Genomic DNA, 18,130 nt, shown 5'->3' on the forward strand with positions numbered 1-18,130 from the left:
GCGGACGCGCCGGGCCCCGGCCGGAGCGCTGGTGTCAGGCGAAGGCCACCCAGGCCGCGACGGCGATCATGCAGGCGCCGAAGGTCCAGCCCTGGATGCGCAGGGCACGTTCGGAGTGGAAGCGTCCCAAGATGAGCTTTCCGCCGTAGATCCACGGGAAGTGGCACGCCAGGCAGACGACGAGGAAGGCAGCGGTGAGCTGCGCCGTCTGGGAGAACATCCCCCGGGCGGGGTCGAGGAGCTGGGAGAACATCACCAGAATCATCGAGTGGATCTTCGGGTTGAGCGCGACCGCGAGCAGCCCCTCCCCGAACCCCAGGCGCGTTCTTACGTCGCTCGCCTCCCTGGAGGTGGCCGAGGCGCGGAAGAAGCCCCACGCGAGGTAGAGCAGGTACACGACGCTGCCCCAGCGCAGGACCTGGTGCAGCGCGGGCAGCCCTTGCAGCGCCCGCCCCAGGCCGATGCCGTAGAGGAGGCACAGCGCGACGTTGGCCGCCTCGAAGCCCATCCAGAAGGGCAGCGTGCCCCGGACGCCGAAGCGGCCTCCGGCGGTGGCGAGCACCGTGTTGCCCGGCCCGGGGCTCACCACCATGGGCACCGCGTAGCCCAGGAACAACACCCACACCTCGGCGGAAATCATGACGGGGCACCTCGCGGGCGCGGCGCGTCCATCGCGCCTTGTCACCGCGGGGGACAGACAGACTCCACTTCGGAGCTCCGACCCAGCGAGCTATCCTCGCGCGCTCGATAAAAGGGGCTCATCGAGCATGCGTCGCATTCCACCGCTGGGTGCCCTCCGTGCCTTCGAGGCGGGAGCGCGGCACCTGAGCTTCACCCGCGCCGCCACGGAGCTGCGCGTCACCCAGGCCGCCATCAGCCATCAGGTGCGGCAGCTGGAGGACTGGCTCGGTGTCTCCCTGTTCGAGCGCCGGGGCCATGCGCTGACGCTGACGGTGAGGGGCGCCGAGTACCTGCGCGAGCTGACGCCCGTGTTCGAGCGCATGTCCGAGGCGACCACGCGGCTGTACGCGCGCGAGCAGGGACCGCTGCGGCTCACGGTGCTGCCCTCCGTCGCGGCGTGTTGGTTGTTGCCGCGCCTGGAGCGCTTCCGGAAGCAGCATCCGGACATCGAGCTGCACGTGAACAGCTCCGAGGCGCTCTGGGACTTCCTCGACGACCGCTTCGACGTGGGCATCCGCTCCGGGCTGGGCCGGTGGACGGGGCTCAAGGCGGAGCAGCTCGCGTCCGAAAGGCTCGCGCCCGTGTGCACCCCGGCGCTGGCGAAGCGCCTCCGCGCGCCTGGGGACCTGGGCAAGGTCCGGTTGCTCCACGACTCGCCCAAGGATGGCTGGAGGCGCTGGTTGGATGCCGCAGGGGTGTCAGGCGTGGACGCGGACCGGGGCCCGGTGTTCAACGACGCCGGATTGGCGCTCCAGGCGGCCCGGCTCGGAGATGGCGTGGCGCTGGGGCGATTGATGCTCGCGGCGGATGACCTGGAGGCGGGCCGGCTGGTCCAACCCTTCAAGGCGGTCCTCCCCAACGACTTCAGCTACTGGCTCGTGCATCCGCGTCCCCTGACGGGCCGGCGGGACGTGGCGGCGTTCAAGGCCTGGGTGCTCGAAGAAGCCCGGCGCTGACCGCGCTTCACGCGTGGCGCGAACCGTGGGCGGACGTGGCGAGGTGTATCTCCGCGGAGTCCATGTGTATTGCCATTCAATCGGAATCCTGCGGCGGCGGTGCGCATTCGCAGTGAAATATGACTATTCTCGTAATTTAGGCTTTCCAGTTTTCGTCTTCAATCGCAGACTGTCCGTGCGTCAAACCCAGACCCGGAGGACATCGTGCGAATGCAATGGATTGCGCTGGTTGTCGCGTTGGGAGCTGTCGCCTGCGGAGGGAGTTTCGAGCCGGGGGAGGCGGACACATGGGGAACGCATGAAGCGGGGCTGACCATCACCACGGAGGACCAGGTCGTGGCCCGGCTGCCCGCGAGCACGGGTGCGGGTTATGGCTACGGTGAATACCTGCCGCCGGGCTACCTGACGTCCACCACGTCCTATCCGGTCATCATCCACCTGAACGGGAACGGTGAGTTCGGCACGTCTCCGACGGAGGCGGACCTGCTGGGCATCGTGACGCGCCATGGGGCGCTGAAGAAGATCCACACCACGGCCCAGGGCAAGGCGTACTTCGGACAGAACCAGGTGATGGTCTTCACGCCGCGAGCGCCGACGAACTGGCAGCCGGCGGCGATCGACGCGTTCATCAGCTTCATCGTGGCGAACTACCGCGTGGACACGACGCGCATCTACCTGACGGGTATCAGCTTCGGTGGCTACGGTGCCTGGCAGTACGCGTATACGTACGGGAGCCGTCTGGCCGCGCTGGCGCCCATGGCCACCAACATCGGCGCGCCGGGGCCCACCCTCACCCAGCTGAAGAACGTGCCGGTGTGGGCGGTGCACTCGTTCGCGGACGGCAGCTCGCTGTCGGCGGAAACCTCCTGGCTGATGAGCGTGACGAAGAACTACGGCATGTTTCAGTCGGTCCAGGTGACCTCACCGACCCAGAAGGAGACGTACCTGTTCCCTGGCGCCAGCAGCCCCGTGTGGACGTTGCAGACTGGCGTGGTGGCCACCGGGAGCGACATCGCGCGTCTCACCGTGCTGCCCGGCGGCGTGCACGACTGCTGGACGCAGCAGTATGACAACTACGCGTTCTGGGATTGGCTCCTCGCCCAGCACCGCTAGTTTTTCCGGCTCGTGGCCGCGAGGATGTATCGGGGCAGCAATTCCTCGCGGACCCGCTTCCACAGCGCGAACTGGCCGTAGTTGGCGCCGGTGAAGGCCACGGCCAGGTCCAGCTCGGGGATGACCATGACGTACTGCCCGCCGTTGCCACCCGCTTCGTACTCCGCGTAGACGCGGTCGCCGACCTTGAGCTTGTGCCGCCACCACGCGTAGCCGTAGGTCCTGCCGGGGCTCATCTCCGCGTGGCGGGCCGTGGAGCGCTCCACCCAGCGCCGGCTGATGACCCGCCGTCCGTTCCAGACGCCGCCGGACAGATACAGCTGTCCGAGTTTCAGCGCGTCTCGGGGGCGCAGGTAGAGCCCGCCGCCCAGGTATGCGTCGCCGTCGGGTGAGAGGTTGATGTGGTGGCGTCGCATCTGGAGCGGGGTTGCGACGGTGCGCTCGAAGAGTTCCGGCAGCCAGGTGCCCGTGGCCTCGTGCAGGACGGCGCCCAGCAGGTGGATGCCCGCGGAGCAATACACGGAGGTGTCTTCGCCGGGCTCGCGGGCCATGGGCAGGTTCAGCGTGTACGCGTACCAACCGGAGGGTTGGTCCTGGACGGTGTTCTCGTTGCCAGGGGAGCTGTCGTCGTTGTCGTCGCACGCGAGCCCCGACGTCATGGTCATCAGGTGTTCCACCGTGATGCGCGCCTTGCGCGGGTCCTGCGCGGCCAGCGCGGTGCCGCCGGGGAGCAGCGGGTACACAGGTGACTCCGGCCGCAGCTTCGCGCCCTGGTCGATGGCGGCGCCCACCAGCAGGGGCGCGAAGGTCTTCGAGGCGGAGCGCAGGTCGTGCGGCCGCTCAGAGTCCTGGCCGTGGAAGTACTCCTCGACGACGAGCTTCCCGTGGCGCGCGATGAGCAGTCCTTCGATGAGCGGCGTGGACGTGGGGCCCGGTGTCGTGTCGAGGATGCCCTGCATCAGCGCGCGGATGGGCGCTTCATCCATGCCGACGTCCGCGAGGGATGCCGTCGTCCAGCCGTCGCCGTCGGCGATGGGCTTGCGGTAGGTGTAGACGGGTTCGGCGGGCGTGCGGGGCTGGAGGCCCACGGCCTGGTCGCGTTCGAGGCGAGTGAGGTCGAGCGTGCCCAGGAAGAGGACGTTCAACGACAGCTTCCCGGCGTCGGTGTCATACGTGCCGGTGAAGCGCATCCCGCCGGGCCGGGTCTCCACGAGAGAGACGGCGCCGTCCTTCAGGGAGACGCGGAAGGTGCCCTGTCGTCCGAGGTTCTTCTCCGGGTTGCGGATGAAGGCGTGGATGGCGCCGTCCGGCATCTCCTGGATGACGAAGTAGAGCGTGAAGCGATCCTCCAGGGGCGCGACGCTGCCGCGCCACACGTCCTTCTGGAGGAGGCGCAGCTCCATGGGCGTGGCGTAGCGGACGCCGCCCACGAGGATGCGCGGTTGAATCCAATGCCCGGTGATGCGTTTCCCATCGGGTGAAAGCGACCCGCGGAAGTCACCCTGGCCCCCAGGGAGCGTGAACGTCAGGGACTGCTTGTCCAGGACGCCGGTGGCGGTGAAGCCTCCAATGGATGCACGCCAGCCGCCCGGGTCGCGGAAGAGGGTGAGCTCGCCCCGGACCTCGGGTCCATAGGTGCGCTCTCCGCCCCAGGTGCCGACCAACGCCTTCGCGGGGTCCGCGCCCTGGGCCAGGGCCACTCCCTGGGAGAGAGTGGCCAGGAGGAGTGACAGTCTCAGGAGGGACGGGCGCATGCGGAGGGCTCGCGGTGTCGGGGCAGGAGGGCGCTTGCCCTACGGGTGAATGCGCACCCGATTGCAGGAGCTGGAGCTCAGTCCTGCGCCGTGGGACGGACAATCACCTCGCCCACGTCCACGTCGGCGGGCTGCTCGATGGCGAAGGCCATGGCCCGGGCAATCGCATCCGGCGAAATCGCGAGCCTGTCCCGGACCTCCTCGAACCGGGCCCGGAGCTCCGGATTCTTCACGTGCTCGAGGAAGTTCGTCCGGGTCATCCCTGGCGAGATGACCGTCACCCGCAGCTTGGGGCCCGCTTCCTGGCGCAGGCCTTCGGAGATGGCTCGCACGGCGAACTTCGTCCCGGCGTAGACCGCCTGGCCGGGCACGATCCGGTGCGCAGACGTCGACGCCGTGTTGATGAAGTGTCCGAAGCCCTGCTCGCGGAAGACCGGCAGCGCCGCGGCGATGCCGTACAGCACCCCCTTGATGTTGGTGTCGACCAGCTCCTCCCAGTCGTCGACGCGCAGGTCGTCCAGCGGAGAGGTCGCCAGACTGCCCGCGTTGTTGATGAGCACGTCCAGCCTGCCAAACCGCTCACAGGCCATGCGGACGAGCCCGGCGAGGTCCTCGCGCCGTCTCACGTCGGTGTGTGCGGAGAGGGCTTCTCCTCCCGCCTTCGTGATGCGCTCCACCACGGGTTCCAGCCGCTCCAGCCGGCGTGCGCCGAGGACGACCTTCGCCCCGCGTCCAGCGAGCAGCACCGCCGCTGCTTCGCCAATGCCGCTGCTGGCTCCGGTGATGGCAATGACCTTGTCCTGGATGCCTGACATGACGCCTTCCTGCCCGGCCAGGTGAGGGGAGGGCCGGGCCTGCGATGCAAGACGTAGCCATGCCGGGGCACGCCGGACTTGGACGTTGTTGGCATGGCGTGCAGGTCAACAACGTCCAAGCCAGGAGGGAGGCTCATCATTAGGATCCAACCGTGCCCGCGCTCCCTCACTCCGTCGTGGATGGCCCCCTGTCCATCCAGACCTTCCTGTTCCCGGAGCTGCCGGGCTTGCGACTGGTGCGCTACCGGACCGACGGGCGGCTGCTTCGCTCCGTGAAGGAACGTTTCTCCGTGATGCTGACGCAGCGGGGGCACTCGGAGTGGTGGGGGCGGGGCAAGGTCCATTCCACCTCGCCCCGAACGGTCGACCTCAAGCAGATGGGCGAGGTGCACCGCGACCTGCGCCGCGATGGACCGGCCCGGTTCCAGGTCATCGCCTTCGACGAGTCCCTCGTCGCCGAGGCCCGAGAGGCGCTGGGCGCGCCGGCCTCCGCCCGGCTTCGCGAGCTCCAACTCGAAACATCGCGGCCCGCGGCGGCCGACTTCGTGGGCCTCCACGCCGTGCTGGATGCGGGCCTGGAGGGACGCTCCAGCGCGCTCGCGCTCCAGACGGCCCTGGCCGAAGCCCTCTCCTCGCTGGTCGGATGTCTGGAGCATTCAGGCGCAGTGGATCGGCGCTACCGCTGGCCCATCCGGCGCGTGGTGGAGGCCCTGCACGAAGCCATTTCGGAGGGCATCACCCTGGAGTCGCTGGCCCGTCAGGTGGGCTGGAATCGGTTCCACCTGTGCCGCGCCTTCCGCGAGGAGCTGGGCATGCCTCCGCACGCATACCTCACCCACCTGCGCGTCTCGCGAGCTCAGCGGTTGCTGTCACAGGGACTGGCGCCCGCGGAGGTCGCGCTCCAGGTCGGGCTCTATGACCAGAGTCTGCTCAACCGGCACTTCAAGCGCATCGTCGGCCTCACCCCGGGGCAGTTCGCGCGCGCCGTGCAGTGAGGCCGCCGTCACGGGCGCTGGGTGCGGCGCTACCGGGAGGGCTCCCGGAAGACGGCTTCGATGTTGTTGCCATCCGGGTCCAGCACGAAGGCGGCGTAGTAACCGGCGGGATAGCCCGTCTCGACGCCGCGAAGTCCGGGCGGCCCGTTGTCGGCTCCGCCCGCCGCCACCGCGGCCGCGTGGAAGGCGTCGACCTGGGCGCGGCTCGTGGCGGCGAAGGCCGTGTGTTGCTTTACGCCGTGCGGATGGAAGCGGTCGACCCAGAAGATGGGGTAGTCCCGGCCATAGCCAATGCCATCCGCCCCCGTGTCCTGGGGAAGCTGGATGGCGCGGCGCAGGCCGAGCGCCCCCAACGCCGCGTCGTAGAAGGCCGCCGAGCGGGCAACGTCCGCGACGCCAATGCCGGTGTGATCAATCATGGCCCTCAGTGTATGGGCGCGAAGCCGCGCTCGCGCATCAGCGCGTCGAGGCTCGCGTCCTTTCCCCGAAACTTCCGGTAGCCCTCGAACGGGTCGACGGTGTTGCCCACTGAAAGCACGTGCTCGCGCAGCCGTGCGGCCACCTTCGCGTCATAGGCACCTCCGGCTTCCTGGAAGGCCTCGAAGGCGTCCGAAGCCAGCATGTCCGCCCAGAGATAGCGGTAGTAGCCCGCCGCGTAGGCGTTGCTGGCGAAGACGTGTCCGAAAAGGGGCATGCGGAAGCGCATTCCGACCTCCACGGGCGCGCCCATCTGGCGGAGCACGTCGCGCTCGAAGGCGTCGGGGTCGACTCGCTTCGCGCCCGCCAGGTGCATCTTCATCTCCACCAGCGCGGAGGTGAGGAAGTCCACGGTGTAGAAGCCCTGGTTGAACGTCGCCGCCTTCTGGATGCGGGCCACGAGCGCCTGGGGCATGGGCTGTCCCGTCGTGTGGTGCACCGCGAAGCGGCTCAGCACCTCCGGCGTGGCGAGCCAGTGCTCGAACAGCTTGGAGGGGAACTCCGCGTAGTCGCTCACCACGCGGCCTCCACCGAGCGACGGGTACGTCACGTCGCCGCTCAGCGTGTGCAGTGCGTGGCCGAACTCGTGGAACAGCGTCTGGGCGTCACGCCAGCCGAGCAGCGCGGGGCTTCCCGCCCCCGGCTTCACGAAGGGCATGCTGATGGCCACCAGGGCCGGCACCTCGCCACGGAAGCGCTCCTGGACGCGGTACGTCTCCGTCTGCCCTCCGTTGTATTTGCCCTCCCGCGCGTAGGGGTCGAAGTAGAGGAGCCCCCGCTCCCGGCCGCTCTCCCGGTCCTTTACGGCGAAGACGCGCACGTCCGGGTGGAAGACGGGCACGTCCGGCGCGGGCGTGAAGGTGTAGCCGAAGAGCTGGCCCGCAACCCAGAACATGCCCTCGCGCAGGGTCTCCAGCTGGAGGTATGGCTTCACCTCGCTGTCGTCGAAGTCATACGCCTGCTTGCGCACCTTCAGACGCGATTGAACGTCCGGCCTGAGTCCTGGAACGCGGCGACGGTGTTCTCGAAGGTGGGGGGCTCCTTCGAGTCCGCGATGGCGGCGACCTCGCTCCGCGCCTGCGCCATGGCGGCTTCGAGCGCTGGAGCGAAGTCCTCCACTCGCGCGCGGTCGAACGGCGGGACGCCTCCATGGGGCCCGGACCAGGGCGCGAGCAGGACATCCGGCGACGAAGCGGGGGCCGCGAAGGCCGTGCCCGCCAGGAGGACGAGGCATGCTGCGATTCTGTGTCGTGGCATGCGGGCAGAATACGAGCCAGGATTGAGGGGCATCCATCGAATGGAATTCGCCCAGGAGCCTCGGATGGCCGCACTCGACCGAATTGATCGCGAGATTCTGGAGGCGCTCCAGAACAATGCACGGCTGTCCAACAAGGAATTGGCCGCGAAGGTGGGGCTGGCCCCGTCGTCGTGCCTCGCGCGGGTGAAGCGGCTGGAGACGGACGGGGTCATCCGCTCCTATCGCGCGGACCTGGATCCGCGCTCGCTGGGGCTGGGGCTCCAGGCGCTCATCGCCGTGCAGCTCCGGCTCCACGTGGGCGAGGCCTTCGGCAGCATTGGCGACCACCTGCGCTCGCTGCCGGAGACGGTGGCCGTCTATTGCCTGGGCGGCACGACGGACTTCCTGGTGCACGTCGTGTGTCGGGACACCGAACACCTGCGCGTGCTCACCCTCCAGTCCTTCACCAGCCGTCCGGAGGTGAGCCGCATCGAGACGTCGCTGGTGTTCTCCTTCGCGCGCTCCGGGCTGCCGGTCGACCGCGGCGCCTGAACGTCACCGTGCGCCGTCCCAGCCGGGCTCATGAAGTCCGCCTGGGGCGAGGATGAGGTTTCTCTCACGCACGGGTGGCGAGGGCCGGACATCGCTATATGCGTCGTGCCGGGGCGGAAACGCCGCTGGGTAGACACGGCCACCGGCTTCTGGACATCACTCCGCCTTCCTCTCACCGCGCGGCCCCGGTGGGTGATAGCGGTGACGGTGCTGTCGGGAGGACTGTCCTTCGATGTGGCACGGGAGTGCAGGGTCTTCCAGGGTCGTCACGCTGCTGCTGCTGCTGTGTGGCGGCATCGCGCTGGGGGAGCCGCTCACGCTGCGCCAGGTGCTCCTCGAAGCCAGGAGTCAGGCTCCGGCGCTCGCACAGGCCCGGGCACAGGAAGCCGTGGCGCTCGGGGACGAAGAGGTCGCCCGGACCTTCTCCCCGCTGACCCTGACACTGGGGGGAGGGGGAAATGATCCCCGGTGGACCGTGGGATTGGCCCAGAAGCTTCCGGCCCCGGGCGCCCGGGCGGCCCGGGTGCTCGCCGCGGAGTTGACGGCCCGTGGCGCCGCCGACGAGCGCCGCGCGAGCGAGGCCCTGGTCCGGGCGGATGCGCGGCGTGCCTACTTCTCATGGGTGCGCGCCCACCAGCTCCTGGAGACCTCCGCGCGCGCACTGTCGCTCGCACGCGAGTCGGAGGCCGCCGCGGTGCTGCTCTTCGACACCGGCGCGGCCCCGGAGCTGGACCTGCTTCAGGCCCGCATCGCGCGAGGCTCCGCCGAAGTCCAATGGCTGACCCGCCAGGGTGAGCTCGCCGCCTCCACTGCGGCGCTGGCGCTGCTGCTGGGCCGGCCACCAGCCGCGGTGTTGGACCTGGTGGACACCCCCCCGCCCGGCCTGCCTCCCCTGGAGGCTGTGCTGGCCCGAAGCGCGCAATCCCCCACCGCGGAGGCACGGCAGGCCGACGTGGCGGCGGCCGAGGCCACCCTGCGGGCGTCACGACGGGAGCGGTGGCCCACGCCCACGGTGGGGGTCTCCGTGGAGGCGGATGGCCCCGCGGGCCGCAGTGTGTTTCTTCGCGGCGCGCTCGACCTGGACCTCTCCCTCCCCGGCCTGGGACGCGGAGAGACGGTCCGCGCCGAGGCCTCGCTGGAGCTCGCGCGCGCCCGCCAGAACGAGGAGCGGCGTTCCCGGTGGACGGAGCTCGTCTCCAGCCATGCGCGCCTGTCCGCCGCGCTGGCGGGGCTCGCGCGCTACTCGGAGGAGATCCTCCCTGCCGTGGTGAAGACGGAGGGCATGGCCCTGGAGTCCTATCGCGTGGGCCGCAGTCCCCGGGTGGCGCTCAACGCCGCGCTCCAGACGGCCACGGACATGCGGACGCAGGCCATCGAAGCCGCCTTCGCCGCCCAGTCCGCCTTCGCGGACCTCGAACTCGCCGCCGGGATGCCCCTCGATGAGCCCTAGATTCGCGCTGCTCGCCTGTCTCTTCGCCTCAAGCGTGGGGTGCCAGCGGACGCCGCCCGAGGAAGGCGCGCCGCCCCTGCCGCGCGTCCGTGTCGCCATGGTGGCTCCGGCACAGGCCGTGCGCGGGCTGCGCGTCGCGGGCCTGCTGTCGGCGCCGCCCGGGCGCGAGGTCCGGCTCTCACCGCTGGTGCCCGGGCGACTGTCGCTGCTGCGCGTGTCGGAAGGGGACCGGGTGCGAGCGGGCGAAGTCCTGGCCCAGGTGGACACGGTCAACGCCACCGCGGAACTCCAGCAGGCGGAGGCCTCACTGCGCGAAGCCACCTCCGCGCTCGAGGTCGCGAAGGAGAAGCGTGCGCGCACGGACGTCCTGGCCGAGCACGGGGTCGCGGCCCGTCAGGACGCGGAGCAGGACCGGAGCGCGGAGGCCGCCGCCCGCGCCGCCGAGGCCCGGGCCCGGAGCGTCCTGGAGTTGGCGCGGCGGGGCATGGGGCGCACCTCGTTGCAGGCCCCCTTCGACGGAGTCGTGACGGCCATCGGGGTGCGGCAGGGGGAGCTGGTGGAGGGCGCTGGTCCCCCCGTGGTCCAGGTCTCGGCGACGGATCCGCTGGAGCTGCGTGCGTTCGTCACCCAGCAGGAGGCCGCGGCGGTCCACCCCGGTCAACGCGCGACCCTCACCGTCGACGGGCTGGACGATGCCCGCGAGGGCGAGGTCGCCGCGGTGTCCCCTTCCGTGGATTCGCAGAGCGGCAACGTGCTGATCCGCCTGCGCTTCGCCAACCCGCGCGGGGAGCTGCGCCTGGGCGCGACCGCGCGAGCCCACATCGTCGTGGCGTCGCTGGGCAGCGCGCTGGCCGTGCCGGCATCGGCGCTCCTGCCCCAGGAGGATGGGGGCGTCGCGGTCGCGCGGCTCGGGGACGGGCGGGTCCACCGGGTGCCGGTCCACGTCGTCTCCGAGGACGAGGGCGGGGCCATCGTCCAGGGGCCGCTCGCGGTGGGCGAGCCCGTCGTCGTGGAAGGGGGCTACTCCCTGCCGGATGACGCCGGGGTGGAGGTCCTGCGGTGACGTGGCTGATGCTGCTGCGGCGCAACGCGCCCGGGGTGGTGGTGTTGCTGGCGGCGCTGACGCTGGCGGGAGTGCTCGGCGCGACCCGCCTGCCCGGTGGGCTCTACCCGGAGGTGACCTTCCCGCGAATCATCGTCGCCGCGACGCTGAATGGCGCCAGCGCGCAGACCCTGCGGTTGTCCGTGACCGGCCCGGTGGAGGAGGCGCTGTCCACCGTCATCGGCGTGCGGCAGGTGCGCTCCCGGACCATCCGCGCGGCCGCGGAGATATCCCTCTGGTTCGACTCGAACACGGACATGGAGCAGGCCCTGGGGCTCGTCAATGCGCGGCTCGCGGAGGTTCAGAACGCACTGCCCGCGGACGCGACGCTCTCCGCCGAGCGGCTCACCCCGTCTTCCTTTCCCATCCAGACCCTCGCCGTCACCGGGACGGCGGACCCCGCCCTGCTGCGCGAGTTCGCCCTGCGGACGCTGCGTCCCGGCCTGGCGGGACTCGCGGGAGTGGGGCGCGTGGACGTGGTCGGCGGCGACGTGCGCGAGCTCGCCATCACCGTGGACGCACAGCGGCTGGAGCAGGCGAAGCTGGACCTGCCCACGCTCGCCACCCAGGTGGGCAGCGCGCTCGTGCTCGAACCGGCGGGCCGGGTGGACGTGCACTACCAGCAGGCGCTGGTGGTGGTGCGGGGGCCGGTGGACTCGCCGGACCAACTGGCGGCGCTCGTCGTGGGCGGGACGCCCGAGGCGCCCGTGCGGCTGGGCGACGTCGCGCGGATCCAGGAGGGGCACGCGGACCGGCTCTCCCTGACGTACGCGAACGGCCGGCCCGCGGTGCTCGTCAACGTGGGCCGGCGACCCGGGGCGGACGCTGTCACCCTGGCGCGGGACATCCAGGCGGAGCTCGACCGGGTGCGGGCGGGACTGCCGCCGGGCATCGACGTCGAGCTCTCCTATGATCAGGCCGGGCTCATCGCCCGGTCCGTGGCCCACGTGCGGGACGAGGTCATCCTCGGCGGGTTGCTCACGCTCGCGGTCGTGGGCCTCTTCCTGCGTTCCTGGCGGGCGATGACGGCCGCGGCGGTGGTGCTCCCGGCCACCCTGGCGATGACCTTTGGCGTGCTCTGGCTCGCGGGCGGGACGCTCAACCTGATGTCGCTGGGCGGGCTGGCGGTGGCCATCGGGTTGGTGGTGGACGACGCCGTGGTCGTGGTGGAGGCGGTGTACCGCCGGGTGGCGGCGGGGACGGAGCGGTGGGCGGCGACCGCGGACGCGCTCCGGGAGATCGCCTGGCCCGTCACCAACTCCACGCTCACCACGGTCGTGGTCTTCGCGCCGCTGTCGCTGCTGCCCGGCGTGTCCGGCCAGTTCTTCTCCGCCCTGGCGTTCACGCTGTGCACCGCCGTGTTGTTCTCCCTCGTGCTGGCCGTCACGCTGACGCCGCTGCTGTGCGGGTGGCTGCTCGGCGCGCCCGGCGGGCATCACGCGCCCGAGCCTGTCATCCCGGCATTCATGCTCACGCAGTGGCGTGCGCGGCCGGGAGTGCTGGTGGCCGGCGTGGCGCTCCTGACCGTGCTGTTGGCGGTGTTGGACCGGGGCGTGGAGACGGGGTTCCTGCCGGAGCTGGATGAGGGCGCGTTCGTCGTGGACTACTTCACGCCGACGGGCACCTCGGTCGCGGAGGCGGACCGGCTGGGGCGCGCGCTGGAGGCGGTGGTCGCGGACATCCCCGAGGTCACGGGCACCAGCCGGCGCCTGGGCGCGGAGCTGGGGCCGCTGGCGGCCACCGAGTCTTCGCGGGGCGACCTGACCGTGTCGCTCTCCCCGAGGCGGACGCGCAAGGGCCAGGACATCATCGAGGCGACGCGCACGCGGGCGGAAGCCGCGCTCCCCGGCGTCCGGCTGGAGTTCGTGGAGCTGCTGCAGGACGTGCTCTCCGACCTGGAAGGCGCGCCGGATCCCGTCGAGGTCAAGCTGCTGGGACAGGACGTCCAGGTGCTGCGGGACTTCGCGCCCCGCGTCGCCGAGCGGTTGCGGGACATCCCGGGCCTGGCGGACCTGTTCGACGGCGTCACCGGGTGCATTCCGGAGACCCACCTGGATGTGGACCTGGTCCAGGCGGGCCGTCTGGGTTTCACGACGCGGGATGTATCGGCGCAGGTCCGGACCGCGCTGTTGGGCGATGTCGTTGGGACGATCCCCCGCGAGGGCCGGCAGGTGGATGTGCGAGTGCGGCTGCGTGACGCCGACCGCACGGAGCCCCAGGTGCTCCAGCACCTGCGCCTGCGGACTGCCTCGGGGCAGATGGTTCCGCTGACGCAGGTGGCGCGCGTGCGCCAGGAGTGCCAGCCCGCGGAGCTGCTTTCGGACAACCTGCGTCCGCTGGTGGCGGTGACGGGGCGGCTGGAGGGGCGGGACCTGGGCAGCGTCACCGCGGAGGTGGAGGCGCGGCTCGCCACGCTGGAGAAGCCAGCGGGGGTGGAGGTGCGGCTGGGCGGTCAGCGCGAGAGTCAGCGCGAGTCCTTCAAGGCCCTCGTGCTCGTGCTGGTGTTGGCCACGCTGGGGGTCTTCCTGGTGCTGACCTTCCACTTCCGCGGGGTCGTGCTCCCGCTGCTCATCCTGGGCTCGGTCCCCGTGGCGCTCGCGGCGGGCGTCGCCTGTCTGCGGCTCACCGGCACGCCGCTCAACGTCTCCTCGTTGATGGGCTGCATCCTGCTCGTCGGGCTCGTCGTGAAGAACGGCATCCTCCTGCTCGACCGGGCGGAGGAGGGACGCGCCGAAGGAATGGCCGCGGCCGAGGCCGTGAGCCACGCCACCGCCGTGCGCCTGCGTCCCATCCTCATGACGACGCTGGCGACGCTGCTGGGGCTCGTCCCGCTCGCGCTCGGACTGGGGGAGGGCGGCGAGCTGCAGCGGCCGCTGGCCATCACCGTGCTGGGGGGCCTGTCCCTGTCCACGTTGACGGTGTTGGTGGGACTGCCGGCGGCGTATGTGCTGGTGCGCCGTCACCCAGCCTCCGCGAAGAGTTGAGGGGGAAGTCACCTCGCGGCGCGGCTCCGCGGCCAGCGCTGTAACCTTTTTTCGTCCTCGTTCGTGGTGGTCGTTGGATGCCCGGAATGCGCCGGGCGCCGGGACGGAGGACGGACATGCAGGCGACGAAGGTGGCCGTGGTGGGCGGGGGACTGGGCGGGCTCACTGCGGCGGCGCTGCTCGCGCGAGGCGGCTGTGAGGTGACGGTGTACGAGCGCTCCAAGCACCTGGGAGGGCGGGCGAGGACGACGGAGGTGGAGGGCTTCCGCTTCAACCTGGGGCCGCATGCCCTGTACCGGGCGGGCGCGGCGTTTCGGGTGTTGGAGCGCCTGGGTGTGAAGCCCACGGGAGGCATTCCGAATCAGACGGGCTCCCATGCGCTGGTCGGCGGCCGGCTGCACACGCTGCCTCGGGGCGCCGTGACGCTGATGACGACGGACGTGTTGTCGCTCGCCTCGAAGCTGGAGGTGGCGAAGCTGCTGGCGGGGCTGGCCCGCATCGACACGCAGCCGCTGGGGTCCATGTCGATGCGCGAGTGGTTGGAGACGCGCCTGACGCGAAAGGACAGCCGGGCGCTCGTCGGGGCGCTGATCCGCGTGTCTTCGTACTGCGCGGACTTCGAAGCGCTCAGCGCGGAGGCGGGGCTGAAGCAGCTCCAGTGCGCGACCGCCGCGAACGTGCTGTACGTGGACGGAGGCTGGAGCACCCTGGTGGACGCGGTGGAGCGGCTGGGGCGCGAGGCAGGCGTCCGGCTGGAGCTGTCCGCGCGAGTCGAGGCCGTTGTCCTTCAGGAAGGGGGCCAGCGGGTCGAAGGCGTGCGGCTCGCGGACGGCAAGGTGCACCGCGCGGATGCGGTGGTGATGGCGGGGAGTCCCGCGGACGTGGCGGCGCTGATGCCGGGGGACGCGGTGCTCGCGCGGGAGGCGCGGGAGGCGGTGCCCATCCAGGCTGCGACGCTGGAACTGGGACTGTCGTCCCTGCCGAGGCCGGATGCGTTGTTCGCGCTGGGACTGGATGGGCCCTGGTACGCGTCGGTGCATTCGGCCTCCGCGAAGCTGGCCCCGGAAGGGGGCGCGATGGTGCACGTGGCGAAGTACCTGGGCGGCGCGGACACGGAGGCGAGCGAGGCGGCGCTGGAGGCCGTGATGGACGCGCTCCAGCCGGGATGGCGCGCGAAGGTGGTGGCGCGGCGCTACCGGCCCTCGCTCACCGTCAGCGCCGGGCTGCCCCGGGCCGTGAACGGCGGGCTGACCGGGCGTCCCTCGGTGGAGGTGCCGCACGTGGGCGGCCTGTTCCGCGTGGGCGACTGGGTGGGCGCGGAGGGCATGCTCGCGGACGCATCCCTGGCAAGCGCCGAGGCCGTGGAGCAAGCCCTGGTGCGACGCACCGCGACGTCCCAGCGCCGCGCGGCGGGAACTTGAGGCGGATGGGCGTACAGGGCAGGAGCCCCTCCCCGGCGGCGCCGAGCAGAAACTTGTCCGACAGTCGGACAAGTTGGGCGACCTTGGCCGGGCTCCCGGGCTTTGGCCCCAGGCTGCGGAAACGTGTCCGACAGTCGGACAGGTTGGGGGACCACGGCGGGGCTCCGGGCGCTGGCCCCAGGCTGCGGAAACGTGTCCGACAGTCGGACAGGTTTGGCCCGGTCCAGGCCCGGAGGGGCTCGGCGTGGAGATTCGGGGGCTTGGGGTACGAGGCATCGCGGCGCTCCGGTGATGCTCTTGGATTGTTGGAACGTGAGGACTTGAACGGGATGGATTCACAGGCGCGAGGTGCACTGGGGCAGGCGGCGCGTGAGCACGAGCGCTTCCTCTGGGGGCTCTGCTACCGGATGACCGGCGTGGCGGCGGACGCGGACGACCTGGTGCAGGACGTCTATGCGCGCGCGCTCGCGACGCCCCCCGAGCGCCTGGACATGCTGCGTCCCTGGTTGACCCGCGTGGCGGTGAACCTGGCGCGAGACCACCTGCGCCGTCGCCGCCGCGAGGGCTACGTCGGTCCCTGGCTGCCCTCGCCGGTGGAGACAGGCGATGAGGAGGTCCTCCCCTCGGTGGAGGCGAGTCTTCCCGGCGGCGGTTCGACGGAGGGGCGGTACGAGCTGTTGGAGAGCGTCTCCTTCGCCTTCCTCCTGGCGCTGGAAGTCCTGTCGCCCAAGCAGCGGGCGGTACTGCTGCTGTGCGACGTCTTTGATTACTCGGTGCTGGAAGTGGCCGAGGCGCTGCGCATGAGCGAAGTCAACGTGAAGGTCGTGCACCACCGCGCGCGAGCGGCGATGGCCGAGTATGACCAGTCACGTTGTGTGCCCACGCGTGACGTGCAAGCTCGCACGCGGGCCTCTCTGGAGGCCTTCCTGGGCGCGCTGGTGACGGGAGACGTGGCCGCCGCGGAGGCGCTGCTGGCCTCGGATGTGCGCGCACTGTCGGATGGTGGCGGGAAGGTGCGCGCGGCCCTGGTGCCCATCGTGAGCCCCCAGCGAGTCGTCCTCTTCATGCGCCGGCTGATGGAGATGCGGGGGCCACCCGTGGCGTGGGAGGCGCGGATGTTCAACGGCCTGCCCGCCGTGGTGGCGGTTTTCCATCCAGGGGCGGATCCGATGCTGGCCCTGCACATGGTGCTTCGCGTGGACTTGGACTCCAGCGGACGCATCCATGCGCTGCATTCCGTGTTGGTGGACCGGAAGCTCATGGGGGTGCGCATGCCCGCGCCGGAATGACACGGACTTCTTGGAAAAATGGTCCTGATAGAACTTTAGAAAATCGCATCCGTTTGAGCGGACTCCCCGGGAGTGGCGAACAGGGCTCGCCACGTTCATCTGAGAGGAACTCGAATGTCGATGCGGAAGATGTGGGTCCCCAGGATTCTGGTGTTGGGTGGTCTGACGTTGCTCGCCGGTTGCGGCCGTGAGCCCCGCCCCGTGGAGGTCATCCAATCCCGAGGCGCTGGAGACGTGGCGCTATTGATTGAACGAGAGGAAGGCGCGGGCCCCTACGTCGAAAGCACGGCGGAGCGCTTCCGGGTCGTCGCCTCGGGCGAAGCCATCAAGTCCGTGCGCTGGAGCACCGACGCGGGAGTGATTGAGCCCTCCCAGGAGCGGGTCACCTGGACGCTGCCCGCGGCGGGGACGGCGTCCCTGTCCGTCTCCGTCGAAACGGAGTCCGGAAAGACGGCGGAGGCCGCATTCCACTTCAGCGTGGTGGCCGCGCCGCTCGCCACCAGCAGCGCCATCGACCCGGGCCCGGACGTCACGGGGGGCAACTGCGACATCGCGTTCGACAGCATGGGCAATGGCCACGTCGTCTACACGAACGAGACCCACAACAGCCTGTGGTACGGCCGCTGGGACGGCACGGCCTGGCAGACGGAACAGATTGACGGACCCGGTTTCAACAACGGTGGCGAGTTCATCCTGAAGGGCGTGCTCGTCGTCGACCCGGCGACCGGCACGCCGCACGTCGCCTATTCCAAGGGAGCCGGCATCATCACGAGCGCGTCGCTGCGGATGGCCTACGCCACGCGAGTCAATGGCGCCTGGAGCCGTGAGGACGTCGACTCCACGCCCATGGGCCGCATGACCATCGCGCTCAACCCGGCGCAGGCGCAACAGCCGGTCATCGTCTTCGGTACCAACGCGTCGGGAAACGTGCGGATCTCGACCCGGACGGCGGCCAACACCTGGTCCACCGTGCCGTTCACCGTCACCAATCAGGTCCTCACGAGCGACGCCCTCTTTGACTCGACCGGCGCGCTGCATTTCATTACCCACCAGCCCACGTCGACGAGCAGCGCCGCCCAGTACCTGCGGGTCCTCCGGGGCTCGGCCGTGGAGTCCTTCCCTCTGAAGACCATCGGCAGCCTCACCCCCTGGCTCTCGACGGCCTGGGGACCGGACCCTGAAGGATCCCCTCATCTAGCGAGTTGATCAGCATACGCTCGCTCGGCGGCTGCGTGCGAAGGCGCTGGTATCCGCGCAAAGAGGCAGCCACCATGAAACGCAAGGTGGCCATCGACGCAGAGCAG

The 18,130-nt window shown here is 70.5% G+C and carries 15 protein-coding genes and 1 pseudogene; 10 read left to right on the top strand and 6 right to left on the bottom strand.

The window, feature by feature from the left end; genetic code table 11:
* Positions 1 to 34: 34 nt before the first annotated feature.
* Positions 35 to 640 carry a LysE family translocator gene (locus D7X99_RS06090; RefSeq protein ID WP_121776899.1) on the bottom strand — a complete coding sequence of 202 codons (606 nt, stop codon included), beginning with the start codon at positions 638 to 640 and terminating at the stop codon, positions 35 to 37.
* A gap of 127 nt (positions 641 to 767) precedes the next feature.
* Here D7X99_RS06090 and gcvA point away from each other — a divergent pair, with 127 nt between their 5' ends.
* Together gcvA and D7X99_RS06100 are read left to right on the top strand one after the other, a co-directional pair.
* Entirely contained in the window at positions 768 to 1,637 is an 870-nt protein-coding gene (gcvA, locus tag D7X99_RS06095; RefSeq protein ID WP_121776900.1) for a transcriptional regulator GcvA, read from the top strand.
* Between the two features lie 210 nt (positions 1,638 to 1,847).
* Positions 1,848 to 2,750 carry a PHB depolymerase family esterase gene (locus D7X99_RS06100; RefSeq protein WP_216671960.1) on the top strand — a complete coding sequence of 301 codons (903 nt, stop codon included), beginning with the start codon at positions 1,848 to 1,850 and terminating at the stop codon, positions 2,748 to 2,750.
* On the opposite strand, the gene D7X99_RS06105 is transcribed toward D7X99_RS06100, so the two are convergent.
* Complete coding sequence (locus tag D7X99_RS06105) at positions 2,747 to 4,504, bottom strand: serine hydrolase (protein ID WP_121776902.1); 1,758 nt, start codon at positions 4,502 to 4,504, stop codon at positions 2,747 to 2,749. The two genes, D7X99_RS06100 and D7X99_RS06105, sit on opposite strands and share 4 nt — an antisense overlap.
* Positions 4,505 to 4,581: 77 nt before the next feature.
* The gene (locus tag D7X99_RS06110) at positions 4,582 to 5,319 is read right to left on the bottom strand and encodes an SDR family oxidoreductase (RefSeq protein WP_121776903.1); all 738 of its coding nucleotides are present in this window, start codon (positions 5,317 to 5,319) and stop codon (positions 4,582 to 4,584) included.
* Between the two features lie 152 nt (positions 5,320 to 5,471).
* On the opposite strand from D7X99_RS06110, the gene D7X99_RS06115 reads away from it, so the two are divergent.
* Positions 5,472 to 6,314, top strand: coding sequence for an AraC family transcriptional regulator (locus D7X99_RS06115; protein ID WP_121776904.1), 843 nt, complete (start codon positions 5,472 to 5,474; stop codon positions 6,312 to 6,314).
* Positions 6,315 to 6,343: 29 nt separating this feature from the next.
* Here the strand turns inward: D7X99_RS06115 and D7X99_RS06120 are convergent, their stop codons facing one another.
* The 3 genes and pseudogenes from D7X99_RS06120 to D7X99_RS43470 all read right to left on the bottom strand — a co-directional run bounded on the left by D7X99_RS06120 (position 6,344) and on the right by D7X99_RS43470 (position 8,048).
* A complete protein-coding gene (locus D7X99_RS06120; protein WP_121776905.1) occupies positions 6,344 to 6,733 on the bottom strand; it encodes a VOC family protein in 390 nt (129 codons plus the stop codon).
* Positions 6,734 to 6,738: 5 nt separating this feature from the next.
* Positions 6,739 to 7,764: pseudogene (locus D7X99_RS06125) on the bottom strand (M3 family metallopeptidase); the annotation flags it as partial.
* Complete coding sequence (locus tag D7X99_RS43470; protein ID WP_233613133.1) at positions 7,764 to 8,048, bottom strand: hypothetical protein; 285 nt, start codon at positions 8,046 to 8,048, stop codon at positions 7,764 to 7,766. The pseudogene D7X99_RS06125 and the gene D7X99_RS43470, both read right to left, overlap by 1 nt.
* Before the next feature lie 64 nt (positions 8,049 to 8,112).
* Here D7X99_RS43470 and D7X99_RS06130 point away from each other — a divergent pair, with 64 nt between their 5' ends.
* The 7 genes from D7X99_RS06130 to D7X99_RS06160 all read left to right on the top strand — a co-directional run bounded on the left by D7X99_RS06130 (position 8,113) and on the right by D7X99_RS06160 (position 18,032).
* Positions 8,113 to 8,580 (top strand): Lrp/AsnC family transcriptional regulator, encoded by a 468-nt coding sequence (locus D7X99_RS06130; protein ID WP_121776927.1) that lies wholly within the window; start codon positions 8,113 to 8,115, stop codon positions 8,578 to 8,580.
* A gap of 232 nt (positions 8,581 to 8,812) precedes the next feature.
* Positions 8,813 to 10,030 (top strand): TolC family protein, encoded by a 1,218-nt coding sequence (locus tag D7X99_RS06135; protein WP_121776906.1) that lies wholly within the window; start codon positions 8,813 to 8,815, stop codon positions 10,028 to 10,030.
* Positions 10,020 to 11,093 carry an efflux RND transporter periplasmic adaptor subunit gene (locus D7X99_RS06140; RefSeq protein ID WP_121776907.1) on the top strand — a complete coding sequence of 358 codons (1,074 nt, stop codon included), beginning with the start codon at positions 10,020 to 10,022 and terminating at the stop codon, positions 11,091 to 11,093. The genes D7X99_RS06135 and D7X99_RS06140 overlap by 11 nt, the downstream gene beginning before the upstream one ends.
* Entirely contained in the window at positions 11,090 to 14,116 is a 3,027-nt protein-coding gene (locus D7X99_RS06145; RefSeq protein WP_121776908.1) for an efflux RND transporter permease subunit, read from the top strand. The genes D7X99_RS06140 and D7X99_RS06145 overlap by 4 nt, the downstream gene beginning before the upstream one ends.
* Before the next feature lie 116 nt (positions 14,117 to 14,232).
* Positions 14,233 to 15,537, top strand: coding sequence for an NAD(P)/FAD-dependent oxidoreductase (locus D7X99_RS06150; RefSeq protein WP_121776909.1), 1,305 nt, complete (start codon positions 14,233 to 14,235; stop codon positions 15,535 to 15,537).
* 329 nt (positions 15,538 to 15,866) lie between these two features.
* Entirely contained in the window at positions 15,867 to 16,826 is a 960-nt protein-coding gene (locus D7X99_RS06155) for a sigma-70 family RNA polymerase sigma factor (RefSeq protein ID WP_121776910.1), read from the top strand.
* Between the two features lie 114 nt (positions 16,827 to 16,940).
* Positions 16,941 to 18,032 (top strand): hypothetical protein, encoded by a 1,092-nt coding sequence (locus tag D7X99_RS06160; RefSeq protein ID WP_147476036.1) that lies wholly within the window; start codon positions 16,941 to 16,943, stop codon positions 18,030 to 18,032.
* Positions 18,033 to 18,130: the final 98 nt, after the last annotated feature.

It is taken from the genome of Corallococcus sp. AB032C (assembly GCF_003668935.1).
Classification (GTDB): domain Bacteria; phylum Myxococcota; class Myxococcia; order Myxococcales; family Myxococcaceae; genus Corallococcus; species Corallococcus exiguus.